The organism is uncultured Campylobacter sp., from assembly GCF_938041645.1.
Taxonomy (GTDB): domain Bacteria; phylum Campylobacterota; class Campylobacteria; order Campylobacterales; family Campylobacteraceae; genus Campylobacter_B.
In genome coordinates, this window is sequence record NZ_CALIST010000015.1 from 18,491 (window position 1) to 39,346 (window position 20,856).

The window sequence follows — 20,856 nt, forward strand, 5'->3', positions numbered from 1 at the left end:
TAGTGGAATGTTAAACAGCCTATATTCAGGAAATCGTCTTAGAGTGGATTTTTCAAAGGTTCCCAAAGACATCGAAATTCCGAATTTATTACAACTACAAAAGAAAAGTTTTGATCATTTTTTAAATCTTGATAACTCGGGTGGAGAAAGCGGCATAGAGAAGGTTTTCAAAGCTATTTTTCCTATCCACGATGCCCAGAATAGACTAAGTATCGAGTATGTAAGCAGCGAAATCTCAAAGCCAAAGTATTCGATTAGAGAATGCATGGAAAGAGGGCTTACTTATTCGGTAAATTTAAAGATGAAGCTCCGTCTGCTCGTGCATGAGCGCGATGAAAAGACGGGCAAAAAAATCGGCGTAAAAGAGATCAAAGAGCAAGATATATTCATTCGCGACATTCCTCTAATGACCGATAGAATTTCATTTATCATTAACGGCGTCGAGCGTGTCGTCGTAAATCAGCTACACAGAAGCCCGGGCGTAATCTTCAAAGAGGAAGAGAGTCCTACGGTTCTAAATAAACTTATCTATACCGCTCAAATAATACCTGATCGCGGCAGCTGGCTATATTTCGAATACGACGTAAAAGACGTACTATATGTGCGCATAAATAAAAGGCGCAAGGTTCCGATCACGATCCTATTTCGCGCACTCGGCTACAAAAAACAAGACATCATAAAATTATTTTATCCTATTAAGACGATCTATATTAAAAAAGGAAAATTCCTAACCGATTTCGATCCGAAAGAATACGCGGGCAGGCTCGATTACGACATTATAAACGAAAAGGGCGAAGTACTTCATCAAGCAAGTAAACGCCTAACGGTCAAAAAAGCGGAGAAATTAGCGGAGGATGGATTAAAGCTAATCGAGTATCCGGCTGAAATTTTAGCCGAGCGCTACCTAGCCGATGCCATCGTCGACAAAAACAGCGGCGAAGTGCTTTTTGATTCGCTAACTGCGCTAGATGAGGGCAAGCTAGCCAAGATCGCTAACACCGAGAAAAAATTTACGATCGCTAACGACCTAGCTAGCGGTGTAGATACTTCGATCATAAATTCCTTCATTCAAGACGCGGACGCGCTTAAGCTCTTGCAGCAAAGCGAGGGCATAGACGACGAGAACGATCTGGCTGCGATTAGAATTTACAAGGTTATGCGCCCAGGCGAGCCGGTGGTAAAAGAAGCGGCAAAGAGCTTCGTAAACGATCTGTTTTTCAACCCTGAGCGCTACGATCTAACTAAAGTCGGCCGTATGAAGATGAACCATAAACTAGGCATCGAGGCGCCGGAGTACGTAACCGTACTAACCAGCGAGGATATTATCAAAACCGCGAAATACCTAATCAGGGTCAAAAACGGCGACGGCTTCATCGATGATCGCGACAATCTCGGCAATCGCCGCATACGTTCAATCGGAGAGCTTTTGGCAAACGAGATGCACCTTGGATTTATCAAGGTTCAAAAGGCGATTAAAGATAAATTTACCGGCATTAGCGGAAATTTAGACGAGCTTATGCCGTATGATTTCGTAAACCCTAAAATCATCACCACTACGCTTATGGAATTTTTCACCGGCGGCCAGCTAAGCCAGTTTATGGATCAGACCAACCCGCTTAGCGAGGTTACGCACAAGCGCCGTCTATCCGCGCTGGGCGAAGGCGGACTAGTTAAAGAGCGTGCAGGCTTTGAGGTGCGTGACGTCCATCCTACGCACTACGGTAGAATTTGTCCTATCGAAACTCCAGAGGGTCAAAATATCGGTCTGATCAACACCCTAGCGACTTATGCGAAGGTAAATGATCTAGGCTTCGTCGAAGCTCCGTATAAAAAGGTCGTAAACGGCAAGGTCACCGACGAGATCGTCTATCTTACCGCTACGCAGGAAGAGGGGCTCGTAATCGCTCCGGCGTCCGCTAAATTGGACGAGGAGGGTAATATCGTAGAGGAGCTTTTGGAGGTTAGAAAAGATGGCGAAAACATCATGGCTAAACGCGAGGATATTTCGCTAATTGATCTTTGCTCTGGTATGGTCGCGGGCGTAGCGGCGTCGCTGATTCCGTTTTTGGAACACGACGATGCTAACCGCGCGCTTATGGGCTCGAACATGCAGCGTCAAGCCGTGCCGCTTCTACATTCTACCGCTCCTATCGTTGGAACGGGCATGGAAGCGATTATCGCGCGCGATTCGTGGGAAGCTATCAAAGCTAAACGCGATGGCGTCGTAGAAAAGGTCGATAATAAAAACATATTCATTTTGGGCGAAGACGAGAAGGGGCCGTTTATCGATCACTACTCGATGGAGAAAAATTTACGCACTAACCAAAACACTACCTTTTCACAGCGCCCGATCGTGCGAAAAGGCGACGTGATAAAGGCAGGTCAAATCATAGCCGACGGTCCTAGCATGGACGGCGGCGAGCTTGCGATCGGCAAAAACGCTCTTATAGCTTTCATGCCGTGGCACGGTTATAATTACGAGGACGCCGTAGTCATGAGCGAAAAGATGATCCGCGCCGACGAATACACCAGCGTGCATGTTTATGAAAAAGAGATCGAGGCTAGAGAGCTTAAAGACGGCGTGGAGGAGATCACGCGCGACATTCCTAATATCAAAGAGGAGGAGCTTACCCACCTCGATGATAGCGGTATCGTAAAGATCGGTACTCACGTCAAACCGGGCATGATCTTGGTAGGCAAGGTAACTCCTAAAGGCGAGGTTAAACCGACGCCTGAAGAGAGACTTTTACGTGCGATCTTCGGCGAGAAGGCGGGACATGTGGTAAATAAATCTCTCTACGCTACCGCTTCAATGGAAGGCGTGGTAATCGACGTTAAAATTTTTACCAAAAAGGGCTATGAGAAGGATCCGCGCACGAACAAAGCCTATGAGGATGAAAAAACCGAGCTCGAAAGGGAGCATCACGATAGGCTTTTGATGCTCGATCGCGAGGAGATGCTAAAAGTAGTGGCGCTTCTTTCTAAAAGCGCTTTGCAAAGCGATCAAAGCCTAAATAAAAAAGATTATAAAAAGGGCGATAAGGTTAAAAAAGAGGAGCTTGAAAGCTCTAACCGCTTTACGTTAAATTCCTTCGTCAAGGCTTATTCTAAATCTGTTCAGAAGGAATACGAGGAGCTAAAAAACCACTTCCAAAACGAGAAGCGCAAGCTCAAAGAGGAACACGACGAAAAGATAGAAATTTTAGAAAAAGACGATATCTTGCCAAGCGGCGTCGTTAAGCTCGTAAAGGTCTATATCGCGACCAAGCGCAAGCTAAAAGTGGGCGATAAGATGGCGGGTCGCCACGGAAATAAGGGTATCGTTTCAAATATCGTCCCTGAAGTCGATATGCCGTATCTACCTAGCGGACAGCGCGTAGATATCGTGCTAAATCCTCTCGGCGTTCCAAGCCGTATGAATATCGGTCAGATAATGGAGAGCCACTTAGGTCTTGTGGGCTGGCGCTTAGGAGAGCAGATCGCTAAAATTTTAGAAGAGAAAACGGGCGAATGGATAAAAACCCTTCGCGCCAAAATGATTGAGATCGCGGGCGTTTCCAAGCTAATGCAGGCTAAAAAGACGCTTGAAAAGATCAGCGACGAAGATCTTTTGAAATACGCTAGAGACTGGGCTAAGGGCGTTAGATTTTCCGCTCCGATATTCGAAGGCATTGTGCCGGAGGATTTCAAAAAGCTATTTGAAATGGCGGGCATCGATCAGGACGGCAAGACCGAGCTTTACGACGGCCGCACCGGCGAAAAGATCAAAGAGCGCGTAAACGTGGGCTGCATGTATTATCTCAAACTACACCACCTAGTCGACGAGAAGGTTCACGCAAGAAGCACCGGTCCTTACAGCCTAGTTACGCAGCAGCCGGTCGGCGGCAAGGCGCTATTCGGCGGTCAAAGATTCGGAGAGATGGAAGTTTGGGCTCTGGAGGCATACGGCGCTGCATACACGCTTCGCGAGATGCTAACGATCAAATCCGACGACGTCGACGGACGCTTGGCTGCGTATAAGGCGCTGACAAAAGGTGAAAACGTTCCGTCTACCGGAATTCCTGAGACATTTTTTGTTTTAACTAACGAGCTTAAATCGCTTGCTCTAGACGTTGAAATTTACGAGAATGGAGAGAACAAATGAGCGATAATTCAAATTTAGAAAGAATAGAAATAAAAGAAGACGCTAGAGTTCACGACTTCGACGCGTTTGCTATTAGGCTTGCTAGCCCCGAGCAAATCAAAGCATGGAGCCACGGCGAGGTCAAAAAGCCCGAAACCATCAATTACCGTACGCTTAAGCCGGAGCGCGACGGACTTTTTTGCGCTAAAATTTTCGGCCCAGTAAGAGATTATGAGTGCATCTGCGGCAAATATAAAAAGATGCGATATAAGGGCTGGAAGTGCGAAAAGTGCGGCGTCGAGATCACGAGCTCGAAAGTCCGCCGCACTAGAATGGGGCATATCGAGCTGGTAACGCCGGTGGCGCATATTTGGTACGTAAATTCCTTGCCTAGTCGCATAGGTACGCTGCTAAACATCAAGATGAAAGATCTTGAGCGCGTGCTTTATTATGAGGCTTACATCGTAGAAAGTGCAGGCGAGGCATTTTACGACAACGAAAATTCTAAAAAGGTCGAGAAATACGACGTTTTAAACGAAGAGCAGTATCAGAGCCTAAAAGAGCGCTTTTCGCAGACGGGCTTCGTCGCTAAAATGGGCGGTCAGGTAATTCGCGATATGCTAGCTGAGCTTGATTTGGTAGAAATTTTAAATTCTTTGAAGGAGGAGATGGCTAATACAAACTCCGAAGCGAAGAAAAAAACTATCGTCAAGCGTCTAAAGGTCGTAGAGAGCTTTTTAAATTCCGGCAATAAGCCCGAGTGGATGATGATTACAAATCTTCCCGTGCTGCCTGCCGATCTACGCCCGCTTGTAAGCCTTGAAGGTGGAAAATTTGCGGTTTCTGACGTAAATGATCTATACCGCCGCGTCATCAATCGAAATTCTAGGCTCAAAAGGCTGATGGAGCTCGATGCACCCGAGATCATCATCCGCAACGAAAAACGAATGCTTCAAGAGGCGGTGGACGCGCTTTTTGACAACGGACGTCGCGCTAACGCCGTAAAGGGCGCCAATAAGCGACCGCTTAAATCTCTAAGCGAGATCATTAAAGGTAAGCAGGGTCGCTTCCGACAAAATTTACTTGGCAAGCGCGTGGATTTTTCGGGTCGCTCCGTCATCGTCGTAGGTCCAAATTTACGCATGGATCAGTGCGGTCTGCCTAAAACTATGGCGCTTGAGTTATTCAAGCCGCATCTAATCGCACGCCTGCAAGAGAAGGGCTATGCTACGACCGTCAAGCAGGCTAAAAAGATGATTGAAAATAGGATCAATGAAGTTTGGGAGTGCTTGGAGGAGGTCGTTAAAGATCACCCGGTTATGCTAAACCGCGCGCCGACGCTTCATAAGATGTCTATTCAGGCGTTTCATCCCGTGCTCGTCGAGGGCAAGGCGATCAGACTGCATCCGCTAGTCTGCGCCGCGTTCAACGCTGACTTCGACGGCGATCAGATGGCTGTGCATGTACCGCTTAGCCAAGAGGCGATCGCGGAATGTAAAATTTTAATGCTTAGCTCGATGAATATCTTGCTTCCTGCGAGCGGAAAGCCTGTCGCGGTGCCTAGCCAGGATATGGTTTTAGGAATTTATTATCTAAGCCTCGAAAAGCCGGGCGCAAAAGGAACAAATAAAATTTTTGCAAACGTTGATGAAGTAATGCTCGCCGTAGAGGCAAACGCGCTAGATATCCACGCCAAAATCAAAACGATGATCGATCGCCGCATTATCTTTACGACCGCGGGCCGCTTGATTATTAAATCTATCCTGCCTAGCTTTATTCCGGATCATCTTTGGAATAAGATTATGAAGAAAAAGGATATCGCCGAGCTTGTCGATTACGTCTATAAAAACGGCGGTCTTGAGATAAGCGCGGAATTTTTGGATAATCTTAAAAATTTAGGCTTTGAATCCGCTACTAAAGCGGGTGTATCGATCTCCGTTTCGGACATTATCGTACCTAAGTCCAAAGCGGGTCTTGTAGAAGAGGCTAAAAAGCAGGTGCGAGAGGTTCAGAACCAATACGGCGCAGGCTTACTAACCGACGGCGAGCGCTATAACAAAACGATCGACATCTGGACCAGCACCAGCAAGAAGCTAGCCGATGAGATGATGAAGATGATGGAGAAGGATAAGGACGGCTTTAATTCTATTTATATGATGGCCGATAGCGGCGCGCGAGGTAGCGCGGAGCAGATCAAGCAGCTAGCGGGCATGAGAGGTCTGATGAGTAAGCCGGACGGCTCGATCATCGAGACGCCGATCACTTCAAATTTTAGAGAAGGTCTGAATGTAAACGAGTACTTCATCTCGACCCACGGCGCGCGTAAAGGTCTTGCCGATACTGCGCTTAAGACCGCAAACGCGGGCTATCTAACGCGAAAGCTGATCGATGTCGCGCAAAACGTCAGAGTTACGATGCACGATTGCGGTACGCACGAGGGTATCGAGGTTACCGAGATTGTAGAGAACGGAACGCAAATAGAAAGCCTAGCCGATAGGATTATGGGTAGGGTGCTAAGCTCGGATGTGATTGATCCGGTATCGAATGAAATTTTATTCACCGAAGGCACTCTTTTGGGCGTTGGCGAAGTAAAAACCATCGTGGATTCGGGTATTAAATCCGTAAGTATCCGCACGCCGATTACGTGCAAGGCCGCAAAAGGCGTCTGCGCGAAGTGCTATGGCGTAAATTTAGGCGAGGGCAAGCTGGTAAAACCGGGCGAAGCGGTCGGTATCATATCGGCGCAATCCATCGGCGAGCCGGGCACGCAGCTTACGCTACGAACCTTCCACGCCGGCGGTACCGCATCTACCGAGCAGCAAGATCGCCAAGTAATCGCCGATAAAGAGGGTTTCATTAGATACTACAACGTCAAGACCTATGAAAACGGCGGCAAAAATATCGTGATGAACCGCAGAAACGCCGCGGTGCTTTTGGTTGAGCCTAAGATCAAAGCCCCAATTACTGGTAAGGTAAGTATCGATATAACTCACGACGATGTGAATATCATGCTAAAGGGTAAGAAGGAAGAATTTAGATATACTATCCGGCGCCACGATCTAGCCAAGCCTACCGAGCTTGCGGGCGTAAGCGGTAAAGTTGAGGGAAAATTCTACATCGTATTTAAAGACGGCGAAACCGTTGGAGAAAATGATAGTTTAGTAGAGGTTATAAAAGAAGACTGGAATATCCCTACTCGAATTCCGTTTGCAAGCGAACTTCGCGTCAAAGACGGCGAGCCGGTAACTCAAAAGATCAAAGCGGGAGCAAATGGTACGCTTAAGTATTTCATCCTAAAGGGCGATTATTTAGAGAGGCTAAGAGATATCAAAAAAGGTCACGTCGTAAGTGAGAAGGGTATGTACGTAGTCATCTCCGATGAAAACGGCAGAGAGGCGATCCGTCACTATATACCACGCGAATCTGTCATTACCTATGATGATAATAGCGTCGTAAAAAGCGAAGATCTTATCGCCAAGCCTAAGAAAGACGATCGCTTGATCATCGCCGAGTGGGATCCGTATTCTATCCCTGTGGCTGCAGAGTGCGAGGGTAAGATCAGCTTCGAGGATATCGAGCCGGGATACACCGCTACGGAGCAATATGACGAGACGACCGGCCAAAGCCGTTTGGTTATCAACGAATACCTACCGCAGGGCGTCAAACCGGCTATCATCGTAACTCCTAGCAAGGGCGAGCCTATCAAATACAACCTAGGACCGAAGACTGCGATTTTTACGAATAAGGGCGATCAAGTAGCGATTGCGGATATTTTGGCTAGAACGCCGAAAGCGGCTGCGAAGTCGAAAGACATCACCGGCGGTTTGCCGCGCGTATCGGAGCTATTTGAGGCGCGCCGTCCTAAAAATACCGCGATCATCGCGGACATCGACGGAACCGTCCGCTTCGATAAGGCGCTACGTGCAAAAGAGCGCATTGTAATCGAGGGAGAGGACGGAACGAGCGCCGAGTATCTAATCGATAAAAGCCGCCAGATCCAAGTGCGGAACGGTGAATTCGTCCACGCAGGCGAGAAGCTTACCGACGGAGTTATCAGCTCACACGATGTGCTTAGAATTTTAGGCGAAAAGGCGCTGCATTACTATCTGATAAGCGAAATTCAACAGGTTTATCGCTCTCAAGGCGTCGTCATCAGCGATAAGCATATCGAGATTATCGTATCTCAGATGCTCCGCCAGGTTCGAATCGTCGATAGCGGCGATACTCAGCTAATCGTGGGCGATCTCATTAGCCGCCGCAGATTTAGAGAAGAAAACGAGCGCATTATGAAAATTGGTGGCGAGCCTGCGATTGCAGAGTCCGTACTGCTGGGCGTAACTCGCGCCGCAGTAGGAAGCGATAGCGTCATATCCGCGGCGTCTTTCCAAGAAACGACGAAAGTTCTAACCGAGGCTAGTATCGCGGGTAAATTTGACCGATTGGAGGATTTGAAAGAAAACGTCATCCTAGGTCGCATAATTCCGGTCGGAACCGGTTTGTATAAAGACAAGGAAGTTAAACTTAAAAAATAATTTAGGGCAAAAAGCCCTAAATTTAAAGGATGAAACATGAATATGATCAACATAAATTTCGGTCTGTTGTTTATCAGGTTGGGGCTTGGAGTTTGTCTTTTAATGCACGGAATTTTTAAGCTTACTCACGGTATCGACGGCGTAAAATCGATGCTGGTAGCCAGAGGAATTCCGGATTTAGTGGCTTATGGCGCATATGTAGGCGAGGTGCTGGCGCCCGCGATGATAATCATAGGCGTATTTTGCCGCATAGGCGCTCTACTTGTGATCGCAAACGTGCTCATGATAATATATGTCCTACACACTCCGTTGAGCGCGCTTACCGGCGTGGGCGGATTTGAGCTGGAAATCGTATATCTGTATCTTTCTGCTGCGATTTGCTTAGTGATCTGCGGCGGCGGAGAGTTTGTACTGATTAGAGATTAAAATTTAGTTAAATTTACGTTTCTGTAAGTTTAAACAAAGTATAATCCAAATCTTTTTGAATAAATTTTTGTGAAAGGAAAGATGTGCCAACCATAAATCAATTGGTCAGAAAAGAGCGCAAGAAGCTTACCGAGAAATCGAAGTCTCCAGCGCTAAAGAATTGCCCTCAACGAAGAGGAGTTTGCACTAAGGTCTACACCACGACCCCTAAAAAGCCAAACTCAGCGCTTCGTAAAGTTGCCAAAGTAAGGCTTACTAGCGGATTTGAAGTCATCAGCTATATCGGCGGTGAAGGTCACAATCTACAAGAGCACTCTATCGTGCTAGTTCGCGGCGGTCGCGTAAAGGACCTACCGGGCGTTAAATACCACATCGTCCGCGGTGCGCTCGATACTGCAGGCGTTGCAAAACGAACCGTTGCAAGATCAAAATACGGTGCTAAACGACCTAAAAAATAGTTTGGCCTAAACAGACCGGCACTAGATTTTGCCGAGTTTGAGTAAAATTTTAAAATTTGAAGGAATAAAATGAGAAGAAGAAAAGCTCCCGTTAGGGAAGTTATGCCCGATCCGATTTATGACAGCAAAGTAATCACAAAATTTATTAATTCGCTTATGTTCGACGGCAAAAAGAGCGTCGCTACCGAGATTATGTACGGCGCCTTAAATTTCATCGACAATAAAGGCGGCGAGAAGAAAGGTATCGAAATTTTCAACGATGCTATCGATAACGTTAAGCCTTTGATGGAAGTTAAGTCTCGTCGTGTAGGCGGCGCTACTTATCAGGTTCCGATCGAGGTACGACCGGTTCGCCAGCAGGCTTTGGCTATTCGCTGGATCATCTCCTTTGCGAGAAAAAGAAGCGAGCGCACGATGATAGAGCGCCTGGCTTACGAGCTTATGGACGCCGCAAATTCTAAAGGCTCTTCATTTAAAAAGAAAGAAGACACCTACAAGATGGCGGAAGCCAACAAAGCTTTCGCGCATTATCGTTGGTAGGAGGGCGTCATGGCAAGAAAGACCCCTTTACATATGGTTAGAAATATTGGAATTGCCGCTCACATCGACGCCGGAAAGACGACTACGAGCGAAAGAATTCTATTTTTTACCGGTATGAGCCATAAGATTGGCGAGGTTCACGAGGGCGCCGCTACTATGGACTGGATGGAGCAAGAGCGCGAGCGCGGCATCACGATCACATCTGCCGCTACCACATGCTTTTGGAATAATCATCAGATAAATTTGATCGACACCCCGGGCCACGTTGACTTTACTATCGAAGTCGAGCGCTCGATGCGCGTTTTAGATGGTGCGGTAGCAGTATTTTGCTCTGTAGGCGGCGTTCAGCCTCAAAGCGAGACCGTTTGGCGTCAAGCGAATAAATACCATGTTCCGCGTATCATTTTCGTAAATAAGATGGACCGCGTAGGCGCAAATTTTTATAATGTCGAACAGCAGGTCAAAGATAGGCTCAAAGCTCATCCGGTTCCGATTCAAATTCCGATTGGCGCTGAAGACGATTTTAAAGGCGTTATCGATTTGGTTACTATGAAGGCGCTCGTTTGGGATGATAGCAAGGGTCCTTCTGCTCCTGAGATCGTTGAAATTCCTGCTGAATTACGAGAAAAAGCACAGGAATATCGCGACAAGATGATCGAAGCGGTAGCAGAGACTGATGAAGCTTTGATGGAGAAGTATTTTAACGGCGAAGAGCTAAGCGTGGAGGAAATCAAAAAAGGTATCAAGAAAGGCTGCTTAAGTCTAAGTTTTTTTCCTATGCTATGCGGCACCGCATTTAAAAACAAGGGCGTGCAGCCTTTGCTAGATGCGGTCGTAGATTATCTACCTGCGCCTGATGAAGTGCCTGCGATTAAGGGTCAGTATGAGGACGGCAGCGAGGTTCACGTAAGCTCTACCGACGAGGGCGAGTTTGCGGGTCTTGGATTTAAGATTATGACCGATCCTTTCGTAGGTCAGCTTACATTTGTGCGTGTCTATCGCGGCGTTTTGGAAAGCGGCAGCTACGTCGTAAATACCGGCAAAGGCAAAAAAGAGCGCATCGGACGCTTGCTAAGGATGCACTCGAATAAACGCGAAGAGATCAAAGAGCTATATGCGGGCGAGATCGGCGCCGTTGTGGGTCTTAAAGACACTCTTACGGGCGATACTCTAGCTAGCGAAAAAGATAAAGTAATTTTAGAACGTATGGAATTTCCTGATCCCGTTATCAGCGTAGCTGTAGAGCCTAAAACCAAAGCCGATCAAGAGAAAATGGGTATCGCGCTTCAAAAATTGGCGCAAGAAGATCCAAGCTTTAGGGTTGCGACGGACGAGGAGAGCGGACAAACTATCATTTCGGGAATGGGCGAGCTACACCTCGAGATCATCGTAGATAGAATGCTTAGAGAATTTAAAGTCGAAGCAGAGGTCGGACAGCCGCAGGTCGCATATCGTGAGACTATCCGCAAAACGGTCGAGCAAGAGTACAAATACGCCAAGCAGTCGGGTGGTCGCGGTCAATACGGTCACGTATTTTTGCGCCTAGAGCCTTTGGAGCCAGGCACCGGATATGAGTTCGTAAACGATATAAAAGGCGGCGCGATTCCAAAAGAATACATCCCTGCGGTCGATAAGGGCTGCCAAGAGGCGATGCAAAATGGCGTTTTGGCGGGCTATCCGGTCGAGGATGTGCGCGTAACGGTCTATGACGGAAGCTACCACGAAGTCGATAGCTCCGAAATGGCGTTCAAACTCGCCGCTTCTATGGGCTTTAAAGAGGGCGCTAGAAAAGCGGGTGCCGTGATCTTGGAGCCTATGATGAAGGTCGAGGTAGAAACCCCTGAGGAGTATATGGGCGACGTCATCGGCGATCTAAACAAACGTCGCGGACAGGTCAATAATATGAGCGAACGCGGCGGCAATAAGATCATCGACGCATTTTGCCCGCTTTCGGAGATGTTCGGTTACTCGACCGATCTGCGCTCTCAGACGCAGGGTCGTGCGACCTATTCGATGGAATTTGATCACTACGACGAGGTTCCTAAGAATGTCGGCGAAGAGATCATCAAAAAGCGCAACGGTTAAGCTTAATGGGTGTCAGGGTGCGGCGATAGCTTTATCGCCAGCCCCCGACGCTTCTTTGAATTTTAAAACGGTGTTTAAATTTAACCTGCTTTACTAGCGTAAATTTAAATTCATACTCCGACTCCGAATAAAATTTCAATTCATAAATTTTAACTTCCGCCGATCGTAAATTTAGATCAAAAGAATTTCAATTAAATTTAAAAATTTAAAAGTAGCTTAAAGTATATCCAGGACGTCGCGCCTATAGTTTTACTAGAGATTTATTCTCTCACAGATAAAGCGAGCATGTTGCTATCGCGCTTTGATTTTCATTCACGGACAAGATCGCCGCAAGCTGGATCGCAAGTAGGGTTAAATTTTACTTTCGGCGCAGCCTCAAGGCGGAGCGCTATCATAGACTTATATCGGATTGCGATCTATCAGTGCTTTATGCGAGTAGCGGTATTCTCGGGGCACTTTAATTGCGCCGCCGCTTTGCGCCGTAAAATTTCATCCTAGCGCGGCGGCTTACGAGCCGATCATATAAGCTGAGCTAACACCCGAGCTCGCTTGTTTTCAGATTTAGTAGGTGCCTACTTTCACGGGCTTATAATGCGCCCGTTTTAAATATTTCAAAACAAAGGAAAATCATGCAACAAACCAAATTGCAAGGCGCGAGCGTTAGCCTTTCGGGCAGCGAGCTTAAGCTGGGAGATAAGGCACCGGTAGTCGGCTTGGTCGCAGCCGATCTTAGCGAGGTCAAAGTCGGCGGCGGCACGGGCAAGGCGCAGGTCATCATCACCGTGCCGTCCCTGGATACGGACGTGTGCGCGACCGAGACGCGCAAATTTAACGAGTGCGCCGCGAGCATAAAAAATACCGAGGTTTTCGTGATCTCGATGGATCTGCCGTTTGCCGCGGGCAGATTTTGCTCGACCGAGGGGATCAAAAATTTACGCGCACTAAGCGACTTTCGCGATAAGGAGTTTGCGCGTGCATATGGCGTGCTGATTGCGGACGGCGCGCTTGCGGGGCTAACGTGCCGCGCGGTTTTCGTCGTGGACACCGCAGGCAAGATCGCCTACAAGCAGATTACGGACGACATCGTAGATGAGCCAGATTACGACGCGGCGCTCAATGCGGCGGCGTTTGCGAGCGGAAGCGCTGCGACGCAGGGCTGATGCAATTTCTAGGTCTGCGGTGCAGACGTTACCCGCTTAAATTTAGCGGGCTTAAAATACGCGGACGGGCGCCTTGCTCGCCCGCAACTTTAAATTCTAAAATTCCACTGCGCCCTGAAATTTAGCAGGTCGCGTCTGAAATTTCAGCGGATCTGGGTTCGTGATCCTATTTGCGCAGTTCGCAATAGAATTTTAAAATTTATCCCCAATCAATTCATAAATTTATCTCACATTGCAAAAATAGTCTATCTGACTTAAAATTTAAATTTGAGCGCAAAAACACAAGCGAGCAGTATCGCGAAGCTAGACTAGGCGACTTAAAATTTTACGATGGTGATTATTGTGTATAAGTAGCGACCGAATATAGAGATGCGAGAAAATACCGCTACGCGGAAATAACGCGCAGTATTTTTTCTTTAGACGAGGCGGAAATGAGCCGAATGAAGGAGCGTATATTATAATACGTGACTGAAATTCGGCGAAATTTCCAACGACGTATAAAGGAAAAAAAGGGTCGCTAAGTATTCAAGTCCGGATAATCCCACGCATTATATTCGTCAGTTAGATTATCGTTTTCGTCCCCCTTGCAGCACAGCCACTCTAGTCCGCCGCGCCTCTCCATCACGACCTCTTCATCTAGCCCCGCGCAGTCTGAGCCGTGCACGCGGGCATTGACGCACGCCCAGTGGTAGCGGTAGATGAGATCGAGCGCTTGCAAAATTTCATCCGTGCCGCGTAGCTTCACGCGCGCAGAAAAATCACCGCTGCTAAAGGTATCCATCACAAAGGCGCAGTCGCAGATCTCGCTCGGAAAGCTAAGCTCCTCCACGAGCCCCATCGCCCACATCAGCGCCCACAGCGACTCGTATTTCCAGCCCATATTTACGGCCTCGTCGCGGCTCGCCTCGCCCTGCGTGACGCGGCGTTCCATGCGCGTGAGCTTGTCTATGCAGCCGTAGCGGTTATCTAGAAAGCCCTGTGCGCCCTGCTTATCCTCGTCTGCGAGCTTGCCCTCGTCTCTGATCGAGCAGGCGCACATTATCGCCGCATACGAGCAGATCGCGCGGGCGATGACTTCGTCCTTTTCGCGCGGGGAAACCTCGCTCGTCTCGTATCGCAGCGGCAGATGGTCAATGTACGGCACGCCCTGCGATTTTAAAATTTCGATGCTTATATCCTTGCGCTCTTGCGCGGTCTTGCCGATCTTTGCGGCGTTTGCGCTATTTTTGCCGCCTTTTTTGAAAAAATCTGAAAATGCCATGAGCTCTCCTTAAAATTTTAAACGTATTTTAAAACAATCGCGCAAAATTTCAGCTTATGACGGCGGGGCGGATTTTTAAATTTAAGCTCAAACCCAAGCTTTGCAAATCGGACGGAAGTTCCGCGCCTCGTCTTGCTAATTTATACGGCGCCGCTAAGGCTCGTCCGTGCCCGTAACGAGCCGATCAAAGAGGACCGTTTGCGCTGCTAAATTTAAAGCCGTCGCTTTTAAAAATTTTAACGGCGAATTTTATAAGCCAACGATTTTGCTAAATTTTAGAGGCAAATTTTATTAAATTCACGCGCGCCGTTTGGAGTTAAAATTTTACGCCGCAAGCCCTTGAGGCCGTATAAATTCAGACCGCATAAATTTAAAGTCGCGTTGAAATTTAGACCCGCCGCTCGCATTATCCGTTTTTAAAATTTGTCGACACCGCCTAGCTTGGACACCGCCCTTTGCTCGCGCTAGCGATACCGCCCGTTTACGGCGTTGTAATATTCGGCAGTTTGTCGTTGTTTAGATCAAATTTTAAAATTTTACCGTCCGCGCAGCGCTTCGCGTAAAAATAATCTTTGTAAAAATAAGCGCCGCAGCTAAGCCCGCGACCGATCGCTTCGTCGTTTTGAGTTTATTTTTGATCGCGTAGAAAATTTTCCCAAGTAGCCGCGCCCGGATTTTTTGCGACGAGCCGCAGTGCGATCATCTCTATGGCTTCTTGCGTCTTTGCTCGCCCGTGCCTTCTATGATGCTTCGATACATATCGTCATAAAATACCTTTGCAGGCAATTCGGACTCTTGCGGCGATTCCAGCGAGATAAAAAATTTTAAGCTTTGCCTCGGGGCGATTAAGTTTTGGAGGTCATTCGAACCTGTTTTGGCGGCGCCATAAGCGCTCTTTTTTGCAAATATACCGTCCCGCCGTAGCCGGCAAGGATGTCCGCGATATACGGAATAAAATCGCCGAGCGGCATAAGAAGGCGGACGCGGGGCATTTTATCTCCTCTTTCAAATTTTACTCTTTATGGCTTCAGGGGTCGCGCGCCGCTTTAAATCGATGCTTATCTTTTGACCATGCGTCCACATAAGTAGCGCGCTTTGTCGCGCAAATTTAAAAGCGGCGCCCGAATTTAGCCGAGCGCCGCAACTGAAATTTAACCGATTTGCGCACTCAAACGAGCAGTGCCGTCTGGCGCACCTCTTGGTTAAATTTAAGCGGGTGCGATCAATACTTAAACGAGCTGCCCGGCTCGATCAACTTAACCTTTTGTTTATAATTCATCTTTAGTACCGCAGCAGGCCCTAGCACGGTCGCCTTTTCGCCCTCAAGCCAAAACGCCGTACCCTCCGGCATCGCGTACACCGTCGATTTTTGATTAGCAATCAAAAATTCCTCCAGCCTCTCCTCTCTGCTCTCGCCGTTGTGCCCCGCAGGCTTGCCCGAGATGAAGTGCGGATTGATCTGGTGCGGGAAGATATTGAAGGTATTAAACGACTCGGGCTCGATGATCGGCATATCGTTCGTCGTCATCATCGTAGCGCCCGCAACGTTCGAGCCCGCGCTCCAGCCGATATACGGCGTGCCGTCCTCGACCATTTTGCTGATTAGCGCGATGAGCTCGTTTTCATACATATCGTGCACGAGCTTGAAGGTGTTGCCGCCGCCTACGAATATGCAATCCGCGCTCGCGACTTCCTTCGCGGCGTTTTTAGCGTGATGGACGCCGACGATATTTAAATTTAAGCTCGCAAGCGCCTCTTTGACGCGCTTTTCATATTCGTCGTAGCTTCTGCGTAGGCTCGCGTAAGGGATGAAAACGATCTTTTTGCCCGCGAGGTTGTTCTCCTGCGCAAATTTACCGATCCACGACACCGCGTGCGATAGATACTTCGTGTCTTTGTAACCCGAACTTGAGAGCAGCAGCGCTCTTTGCTTGCTATGATCGCGCTTAGAGAGCTTAAACGCCTTTTCGCTCGCAACTAGTTCGCTCGTACCGAGCATCGCAGCGCCCGCCGCCAAAGCGGCTACCTTTAGTAGGTCTCGTCTTTGATTTTGCATCTTTTCTCCTTTAATCAAAGTTGATATCTGTTTTGAAATTATATTCCTTTACATATAAAGAGGGGCTGAATATTCGGTTTAAATTTCGCTCGCCAAAAGGTCTCGGTAAAGCAAAATTTTAAAACTACTAAATTTTGAAATTCGGCAAGGCGCCGCGCAGTAAAATTTAAAAGCGCGGCTAAATTTAATGAAATTTACGCTTCGGCTTTCGGGGTATATGAGCCCGTATTGAAAAAATAGCATACCCCAAAAACTATTCCGCAAATCGGCGCTACGATTAAGGCGTACAAAAATATATGAGCTGCAGCGCCTTCCAATATTCCGGTAAAAATCAAGGTCGGATATAAAAGCAAAACTATACTGGCAAAATTTTCTATCGTAAAGACCAACAAACTATCTCCTTGATCCTTGATAAAAAGGTTGCTGTATCGCTTAGTCTTAGTGTATCTTAAAAAACAGATCGTCGCGCATATAGGCAAAACTATTATCGCGACATCACGAATATCTCTAAAAATTTTAGACGACGATTCTATACCGATATTCGAAAAAAGCAAATCAAGAAAAAACATTAGCATTAGCGAGAAATAGATGGTTGTAGCCGCCGACGAATAATACCCTATAATCACGCGTCTGATAAATCTATGCATATCGTATTGCTTCTTTAAATTTTCAGGGATAGCGGCAAATTTCTCGTCCAGCTCTTTCGTGTCTGATTGGAATTTCTCGTCCACAGCTCGCTCCTTTTGTAAAGCGCTAAATTTTAGAAATTATATCGAATTTAGCGGCGCAAAGTGACTAAATTTAGGTCTAAATTTAAATGCGAAAAAGTATAATCACGCCATGGTTTTGACGCAAAATTTGATCTATGAAATTTTACCCTTGTGGGGGAGATCCCCGCGGGCAGGGTCGCTAGCTACGGACAGATCGCACGCTTGATCGGGCTACCCGCTTGCTCGCGGCTCGTGGGGCGCGTGCTCTCGCAAGCAGAGCTTTACGGCAGCTACCCGTGCCACCGCGTCGTAAACCACGCAGGAGCCTTGGCGGCGAGCTTTGCGACTCAGCGCGAACTGCTAGAGGCCGAAGGCGTGGAATTTAGAGGCGAGCGCGCCCGTATGAAAAAGCACCGCTGGGAGTGCTAAGGCCTAATCGCCGCGGACTGAAGCACGGAATTTGCGGATCGTTTGAAGCGCGAAATTTTGAATTGTCCGCGACATGGAATTTTAACTTATAAAATTTTAGATCCGCACTGATTTAAGCGGCGGAGCAGGGTGCTGCCGATTGCTAAGAGCCTGCGAGCTTTATTTGCTTGTAGATGCGGCGCAAATCATCATGCGCGAAAAGATAGAATTTTATCTTTTTTACGCGGCGGCTTAAACGCCGCACTAAGCGGCTCCTTGGCAATCAACCCCGCCGCAGTTTTACGAAGCAGATGCGACGCCGCCTATTAGTTTTTTCACTGCAGGCTTTCGCGCCCGTTTCGGCGCCGCTTGTAGATTTTAGCTATCGCAAATTTTGCAGCGACCGAACTATCCGTCCTCGGCGCGTTAAAAATTTTAAATCAATGCGGCTTCTGCGGGAAGCGGAGAAAAAGCGGCGAAATTTTAAAATTTGTTCAATCCGCTCTATGAGCGCATCGGTGCGGGATGTTTTGCGGTGCGTCGATTTGAGTTTCGGGCGGTGCGCCGTTTGAGCGGCGTAGCTAGGCTCATTTAGCAATACGGCTCGCAACGCTTATCGTCCTTTTGACGGCAGGCCCCATCTTGCGCAGCTTTGCTATCCGGCTAGCTTTTTGGGCCTTGGGCGCGCTACCGCATTCTTACGGCGCGGTGCTATTTGAAGGGGCGTGAAAAGCCCTCGCATATCGACGCCCCCTGGCTGCAGCAGCTTTATTTTCCTGTCGATGCCGCCCGCGCCGCCCGTGAGGCTGCCGTGCGTGCCTACGACGCGGTGGCAAGGGATGATGATCGAGATTTCGTTGTGCCCTACGGCGCCGCTCACGGCCTGCGCGGGCATCTTCGCTAGCCCGCGTGCTGCGGCGATTTCGCGCGCGATCTGCCCGTAGGTCGCGGTCTGTCCGTAAGGAATTTTAAGCAAAATTTCCCACACGGCGCGCCTAAACGCCGTACCCACGGGATTTAGAGCGGGCGTAAAACCCGGCTCGCGTCCGCTAAAATACAGATCGAGCCAGCGCTTAGTTTGATCGAAAACGGCTAGGTTTTTTCCTCGAAGTATCCGCTTTGCTCGTTTTGCTCGTTCGTGCAGAATTTTCCGCTCGCGCCTTGCACCGAAAGATTGGTGGCGCGAGGTTTTTCCCCGCATCATAAGCCGCAAAATCGCGCGTGAAGAATTTTCCGCTCGCTATAAGTGTGTGCGCAGAATTTTAAGTCCGCGCTGTTCGCCGCTTTTGCCGCAAAATCGCTCTTTTTGCTCTTTTTCAACGCCGCAAAATCGCGCTGTGTTTCGCTCGCGCCGTATTGCTCCTTTGCGAGCAGATCGGCGCTGCCGCGCTTTTCGTTAGCGGCACCATTCGCTTCTAGCGTGCAGCTTTTCTCGTAGCAACCCTCTCTCGCAGCGGTATCTGTTTTTGTCGCAATATCGCGCGCGCAGAATTTGCCGTCCGTGCTGCCCATTGCAAGAGCGTGCGCGTAGTATTTCTCGCCCTCGAACCACAGCCCGCAAAGCCCCGCCCCATCGCCCGCGAGCGTGATTTTACCAAGCGGCGAGTCGTAATATGCGATAAATTTCATCATTGCTCCTATTTTGCGCTTTTGCGATTAAATTTAGCGCCGTAAACAGCGCTTAAATTTCCCAAATTTCTAAAATTCGCGGGCAGATTTTAGCTACGCTTTGCTTAAACTCCGTCTTTTGCGCGCTACTCGGGTCGCCAAGGGTTTCAAATTTGCAAAAAAGCTCCGCGATCTTTAGCCAGCCCGCAAGATTTAGATCGAATTTTTTCAAATTTGCTTCGGACAAAAACTCCAGATCATGGTCGTAAAACGCGATCTCGCCGCTAGAGCTTAGCAGCCAAAGATCGCCGCTGCCGCCGTCTGCAAAGATACAAAACTCGCGCAGCAGCCCGCTATCACCCTCAAAAGGAAATTTCGCCGCGTCGTTGCAGCGCGCGATCTCGTGCTCTTTCAGCACTCTAAAATCGCCCGCAATCTCCCTGCCGAAGTATCCGCCTAGGATATTTTTAAGCTCGTTTTTGTTCAAATTTTATCCCTTCGCTTTAGCTTCGTTTTTTGGCGTAGAGCATAAGAAAGCCAACCATCGCCGCGAAAATCACGCACATCGCAAGCGTCACGATGAGCGTGCCATGCGTCGAGCCGCTTAAAAACAGCCCCGTCGTGTTCATCCCGAAAAAGCTCGTGATGAAATTTAGCGGCATCAGCAGCGACGAGATGATCGTGAGAATGTAGATGTTGCGGCTGATTTTGTCGTTTTTGAGGCCTTGGATGAATTGATAGATATCCTCGATCCTGACGGCGTATTCGCTCATCACGCCTTTAAAAACGCCCGCTTCGTAGGCGTAGTTTTTCAGCTGTTTTTTCAGCGCCGGCTGCTCATTTGCGCAGATGAGAAGCGCCTCGTAGAAATGCGAAATTTTGTTTTGAAATTTGCGGATTTCGTATTTTAGGACAGAGTGCCTTTTCATAAATTTTGAAAAATCGCCGCGCCGCGTGTAGATCTTTTCGTAATTCTCAAGCTCCGCGGAGTGCTCTAAAATTTTATCGCGATACTGCGCGAGGATCTTTTTGACGACCGCGAAAAACTCCGCTTCGCTGCTAAGCCGCACCTCGCCGCCCGCGTCATCTTGCGAATAGATCGCGCCCGCATCAAAAATAAAGCGGTAGTTTTGCTCGCGCGGCGCATCCGTCACGAAGTACACATACTCGCGATCCTCGGCGTAGTAGTAGCCCGAAACGCTGCGCTTTTCGGTAATCGGGTTCAATGAAGCCTCCTTATTCAATCGTTTTAAATTTACGAAATTTCAGAATTTCGCTCAAATTTACGGAATTTTGAAATTCTGCTGCCTATAAGAATTCCGAAATTTCGTCGCTAATAGGAATTCTAAAATTCCGCCGCCATTTAAATTTTATCGTATTTGGAATTTCAAAATTCTTTTACGCTTGGAATTTTAAAATTTTGTGAGCTGTAAATTTCGGCTAAATTTTAAAATTTAGCATGCCATAATTCAACCCCTATTAAAATTTA

Annotated in this window: 16 protein-coding genes; 8 read left to right on the forward strand and 8 right to left on the reverse strand. The window is 48.1% G+C overall.

Annotated features, from left to right (window positions below):
* The first annotated feature begins 7 nt into the window (after positions 1 to 7).
* From rpoB to tpx, 7 genes are all read left to right on the forward strand, one after another.
* On the forward strand, positions 8 to 4,144 hold the full coding sequence (rpoB, locus tag Q0600_RS02195) for a DNA-directed RNA polymerase subunit beta (protein WP_298756385.1): 4,137 nt from the start codon (positions 8 to 10) through the stop codon (positions 4,142 to 4,144).
* Positions 4,141 to 8,655 carry a DNA-directed RNA polymerase subunit beta' gene (gene rpoC, locus Q0600_RS02200; protein WP_298756388.1) on the forward strand — a complete coding sequence of 1,505 codons (4,515 nt, stop codon included), beginning with the start codon at positions 4,141 to 4,143 and terminating at the stop codon, positions 8,653 to 8,655. Before rpoB ends, rpoC begins: the two co-directional genes overlap by 4 nt.
* Positions 8,656 to 8,691: 36 nt before the next feature.
* Positions 8,692 to 9,081, forward strand: coding sequence for a DoxX family protein (locus Q0600_RS02205; RefSeq protein WP_005872615.1), 390 nt, complete (start codon positions 8,692 to 8,694; stop codon positions 9,079 to 9,081).
* An 83-nt stretch (positions 9,082 to 9,164) separates the two neighbouring features.
* The gene (gene rpsL, locus Q0600_RS02210) at positions 9,165 to 9,539 is read left to right on the forward strand and encodes a 30S ribosomal protein S12 (protein ID WP_291939381.1); all 375 of its coding nucleotides are present in this window, start codon (positions 9,165 to 9,167) and stop codon (positions 9,537 to 9,539) included.
* 69 nt (positions 9,540 to 9,608) lie between these two features.
* Positions 9,609 to 10,079 (forward strand): 30S ribosomal protein S7, encoded by a 471-nt coding sequence (gene rpsG / locus Q0600_RS02215; protein WP_297881522.1) that lies wholly within the window; start codon positions 9,609 to 9,611, stop codon positions 10,077 to 10,079.
* 9 nt (positions 10,080 to 10,088) lie between these two features.
* The gene (fusA, locus tag Q0600_RS02220; RefSeq protein WP_005872609.1) at positions 10,089 to 12,164 is read left to right on the forward strand and encodes an elongation factor G; all 2,076 of its coding nucleotides are present in this window, start codon (positions 10,089 to 10,091) and stop codon (positions 12,162 to 12,164) included.
* 629 nt (positions 12,165 to 12,793) lie between these two features.
* Entirely contained in the window at positions 12,794 to 13,324 is a 531-nt protein-coding gene (gene tpx, locus Q0600_RS02225; protein WP_298756392.1) for a thiol peroxidase, read from the forward strand.
* A gap of 517 nt (positions 13,325 to 13,841) precedes the next feature.
* Here tpx and Q0600_RS02230 read toward each other — a convergent pair.
* From Q0600_RS02230 to Q0600_RS02245, 4 genes are all read right to left on the reverse strand, one after another.
* Entirely contained in the window at positions 13,842 to 14,585 is a 744-nt protein-coding gene (locus tag Q0600_RS02230; RefSeq protein WP_298756395.1) for a DUF4272 domain-containing protein, read from the reverse strand.
* Between the two features lie 845 nt (positions 14,586 to 15,430).
* Positions 15,431 to 15,577, reverse strand: coding sequence for a hypothetical protein (locus tag Q0600_RS02235; protein ID WP_298756398.1), 147 nt, complete (start codon positions 15,575 to 15,577; stop codon positions 15,431 to 15,433).
* A gap of 230 nt (positions 15,578 to 15,807) precedes the next feature.
* The gene (pepE, locus tag Q0600_RS02240; RefSeq protein WP_298756400.1) at positions 15,808 to 16,641 is read right to left on the reverse strand and encodes a dipeptidase PepE; all 834 of its coding nucleotides are present in this window, start codon (positions 16,639 to 16,641) and stop codon (positions 15,808 to 15,810) included.
* Positions 16,642 to 16,835: 194 nt separating this feature from the next.
* A complete protein-coding gene (locus tag Q0600_RS02245) occupies positions 16,836 to 17,372 on the reverse strand; it encodes a hypothetical protein (RefSeq protein WP_298756403.1) in 537 nt (178 codons plus the stop codon).
* A 150-nt stretch (positions 17,373 to 17,522) separates the two neighbouring features.
* On the opposite strand from Q0600_RS02245, the gene Q0600_RS02250 reads away from it, so the two are divergent.
* A complete protein-coding gene (locus tag Q0600_RS02250; RefSeq protein WP_298756406.1) occupies positions 17,523 to 17,780 on the forward strand; it encodes an MGMT family protein in 258 nt (85 codons plus the stop codon).
* Between the two features lie 634 nt (positions 17,781 to 18,414).
* Here Q0600_RS02250 and Q0600_RS02255 read toward each other — a convergent pair.
* Genes Q0600_RS02255 through Q0600_RS02270 form a run of 4 tightly spaced genes read right to left on the reverse strand, consistent with a single transcriptional unit; the run spans position 18,415 to position 20,593 of the window.
* Positions 18,415 to 18,960 (reverse strand): methylated-DNA--[protein]-cysteine S-methyltransferase, encoded by a 546-nt coding sequence (locus tag Q0600_RS02255; protein WP_298756408.1) that lies wholly within the window; start codon positions 18,958 to 18,960, stop codon positions 18,415 to 18,417.
* Positions 18,960 to 19,388: a hypothetical protein gene (locus Q0600_RS02260; protein WP_298756410.1), complete on the reverse strand. Its 429-nt coding sequence runs from the start codon at positions 19,386 to 19,388 to the stop codon at positions 18,960 to 18,962. Before Q0600_RS02260 ends, Q0600_RS02255 begins: the two co-directional genes overlap by 1 nt.
* Positions 19,389 to 19,440: 52 nt before the next feature.
* The gene (locus tag Q0600_RS02265; protein WP_298756412.1) at positions 19,441 to 19,854 is read right to left on the reverse strand and encodes a hypothetical protein; all 414 of its coding nucleotides are present in this window, start codon (positions 19,852 to 19,854) and stop codon (positions 19,441 to 19,443) included.
* Between the two features lie 16 nt (positions 19,855 to 19,870).
* A complete protein-coding gene (locus Q0600_RS02270) occupies positions 19,871 to 20,593 on the reverse strand; it encodes a CorA family divalent cation transporter (RefSeq protein ID WP_298756415.1) in 723 nt (240 codons plus the stop codon).
* Positions 20,594 to 20,856 lie beyond the last annotated feature (263 nt).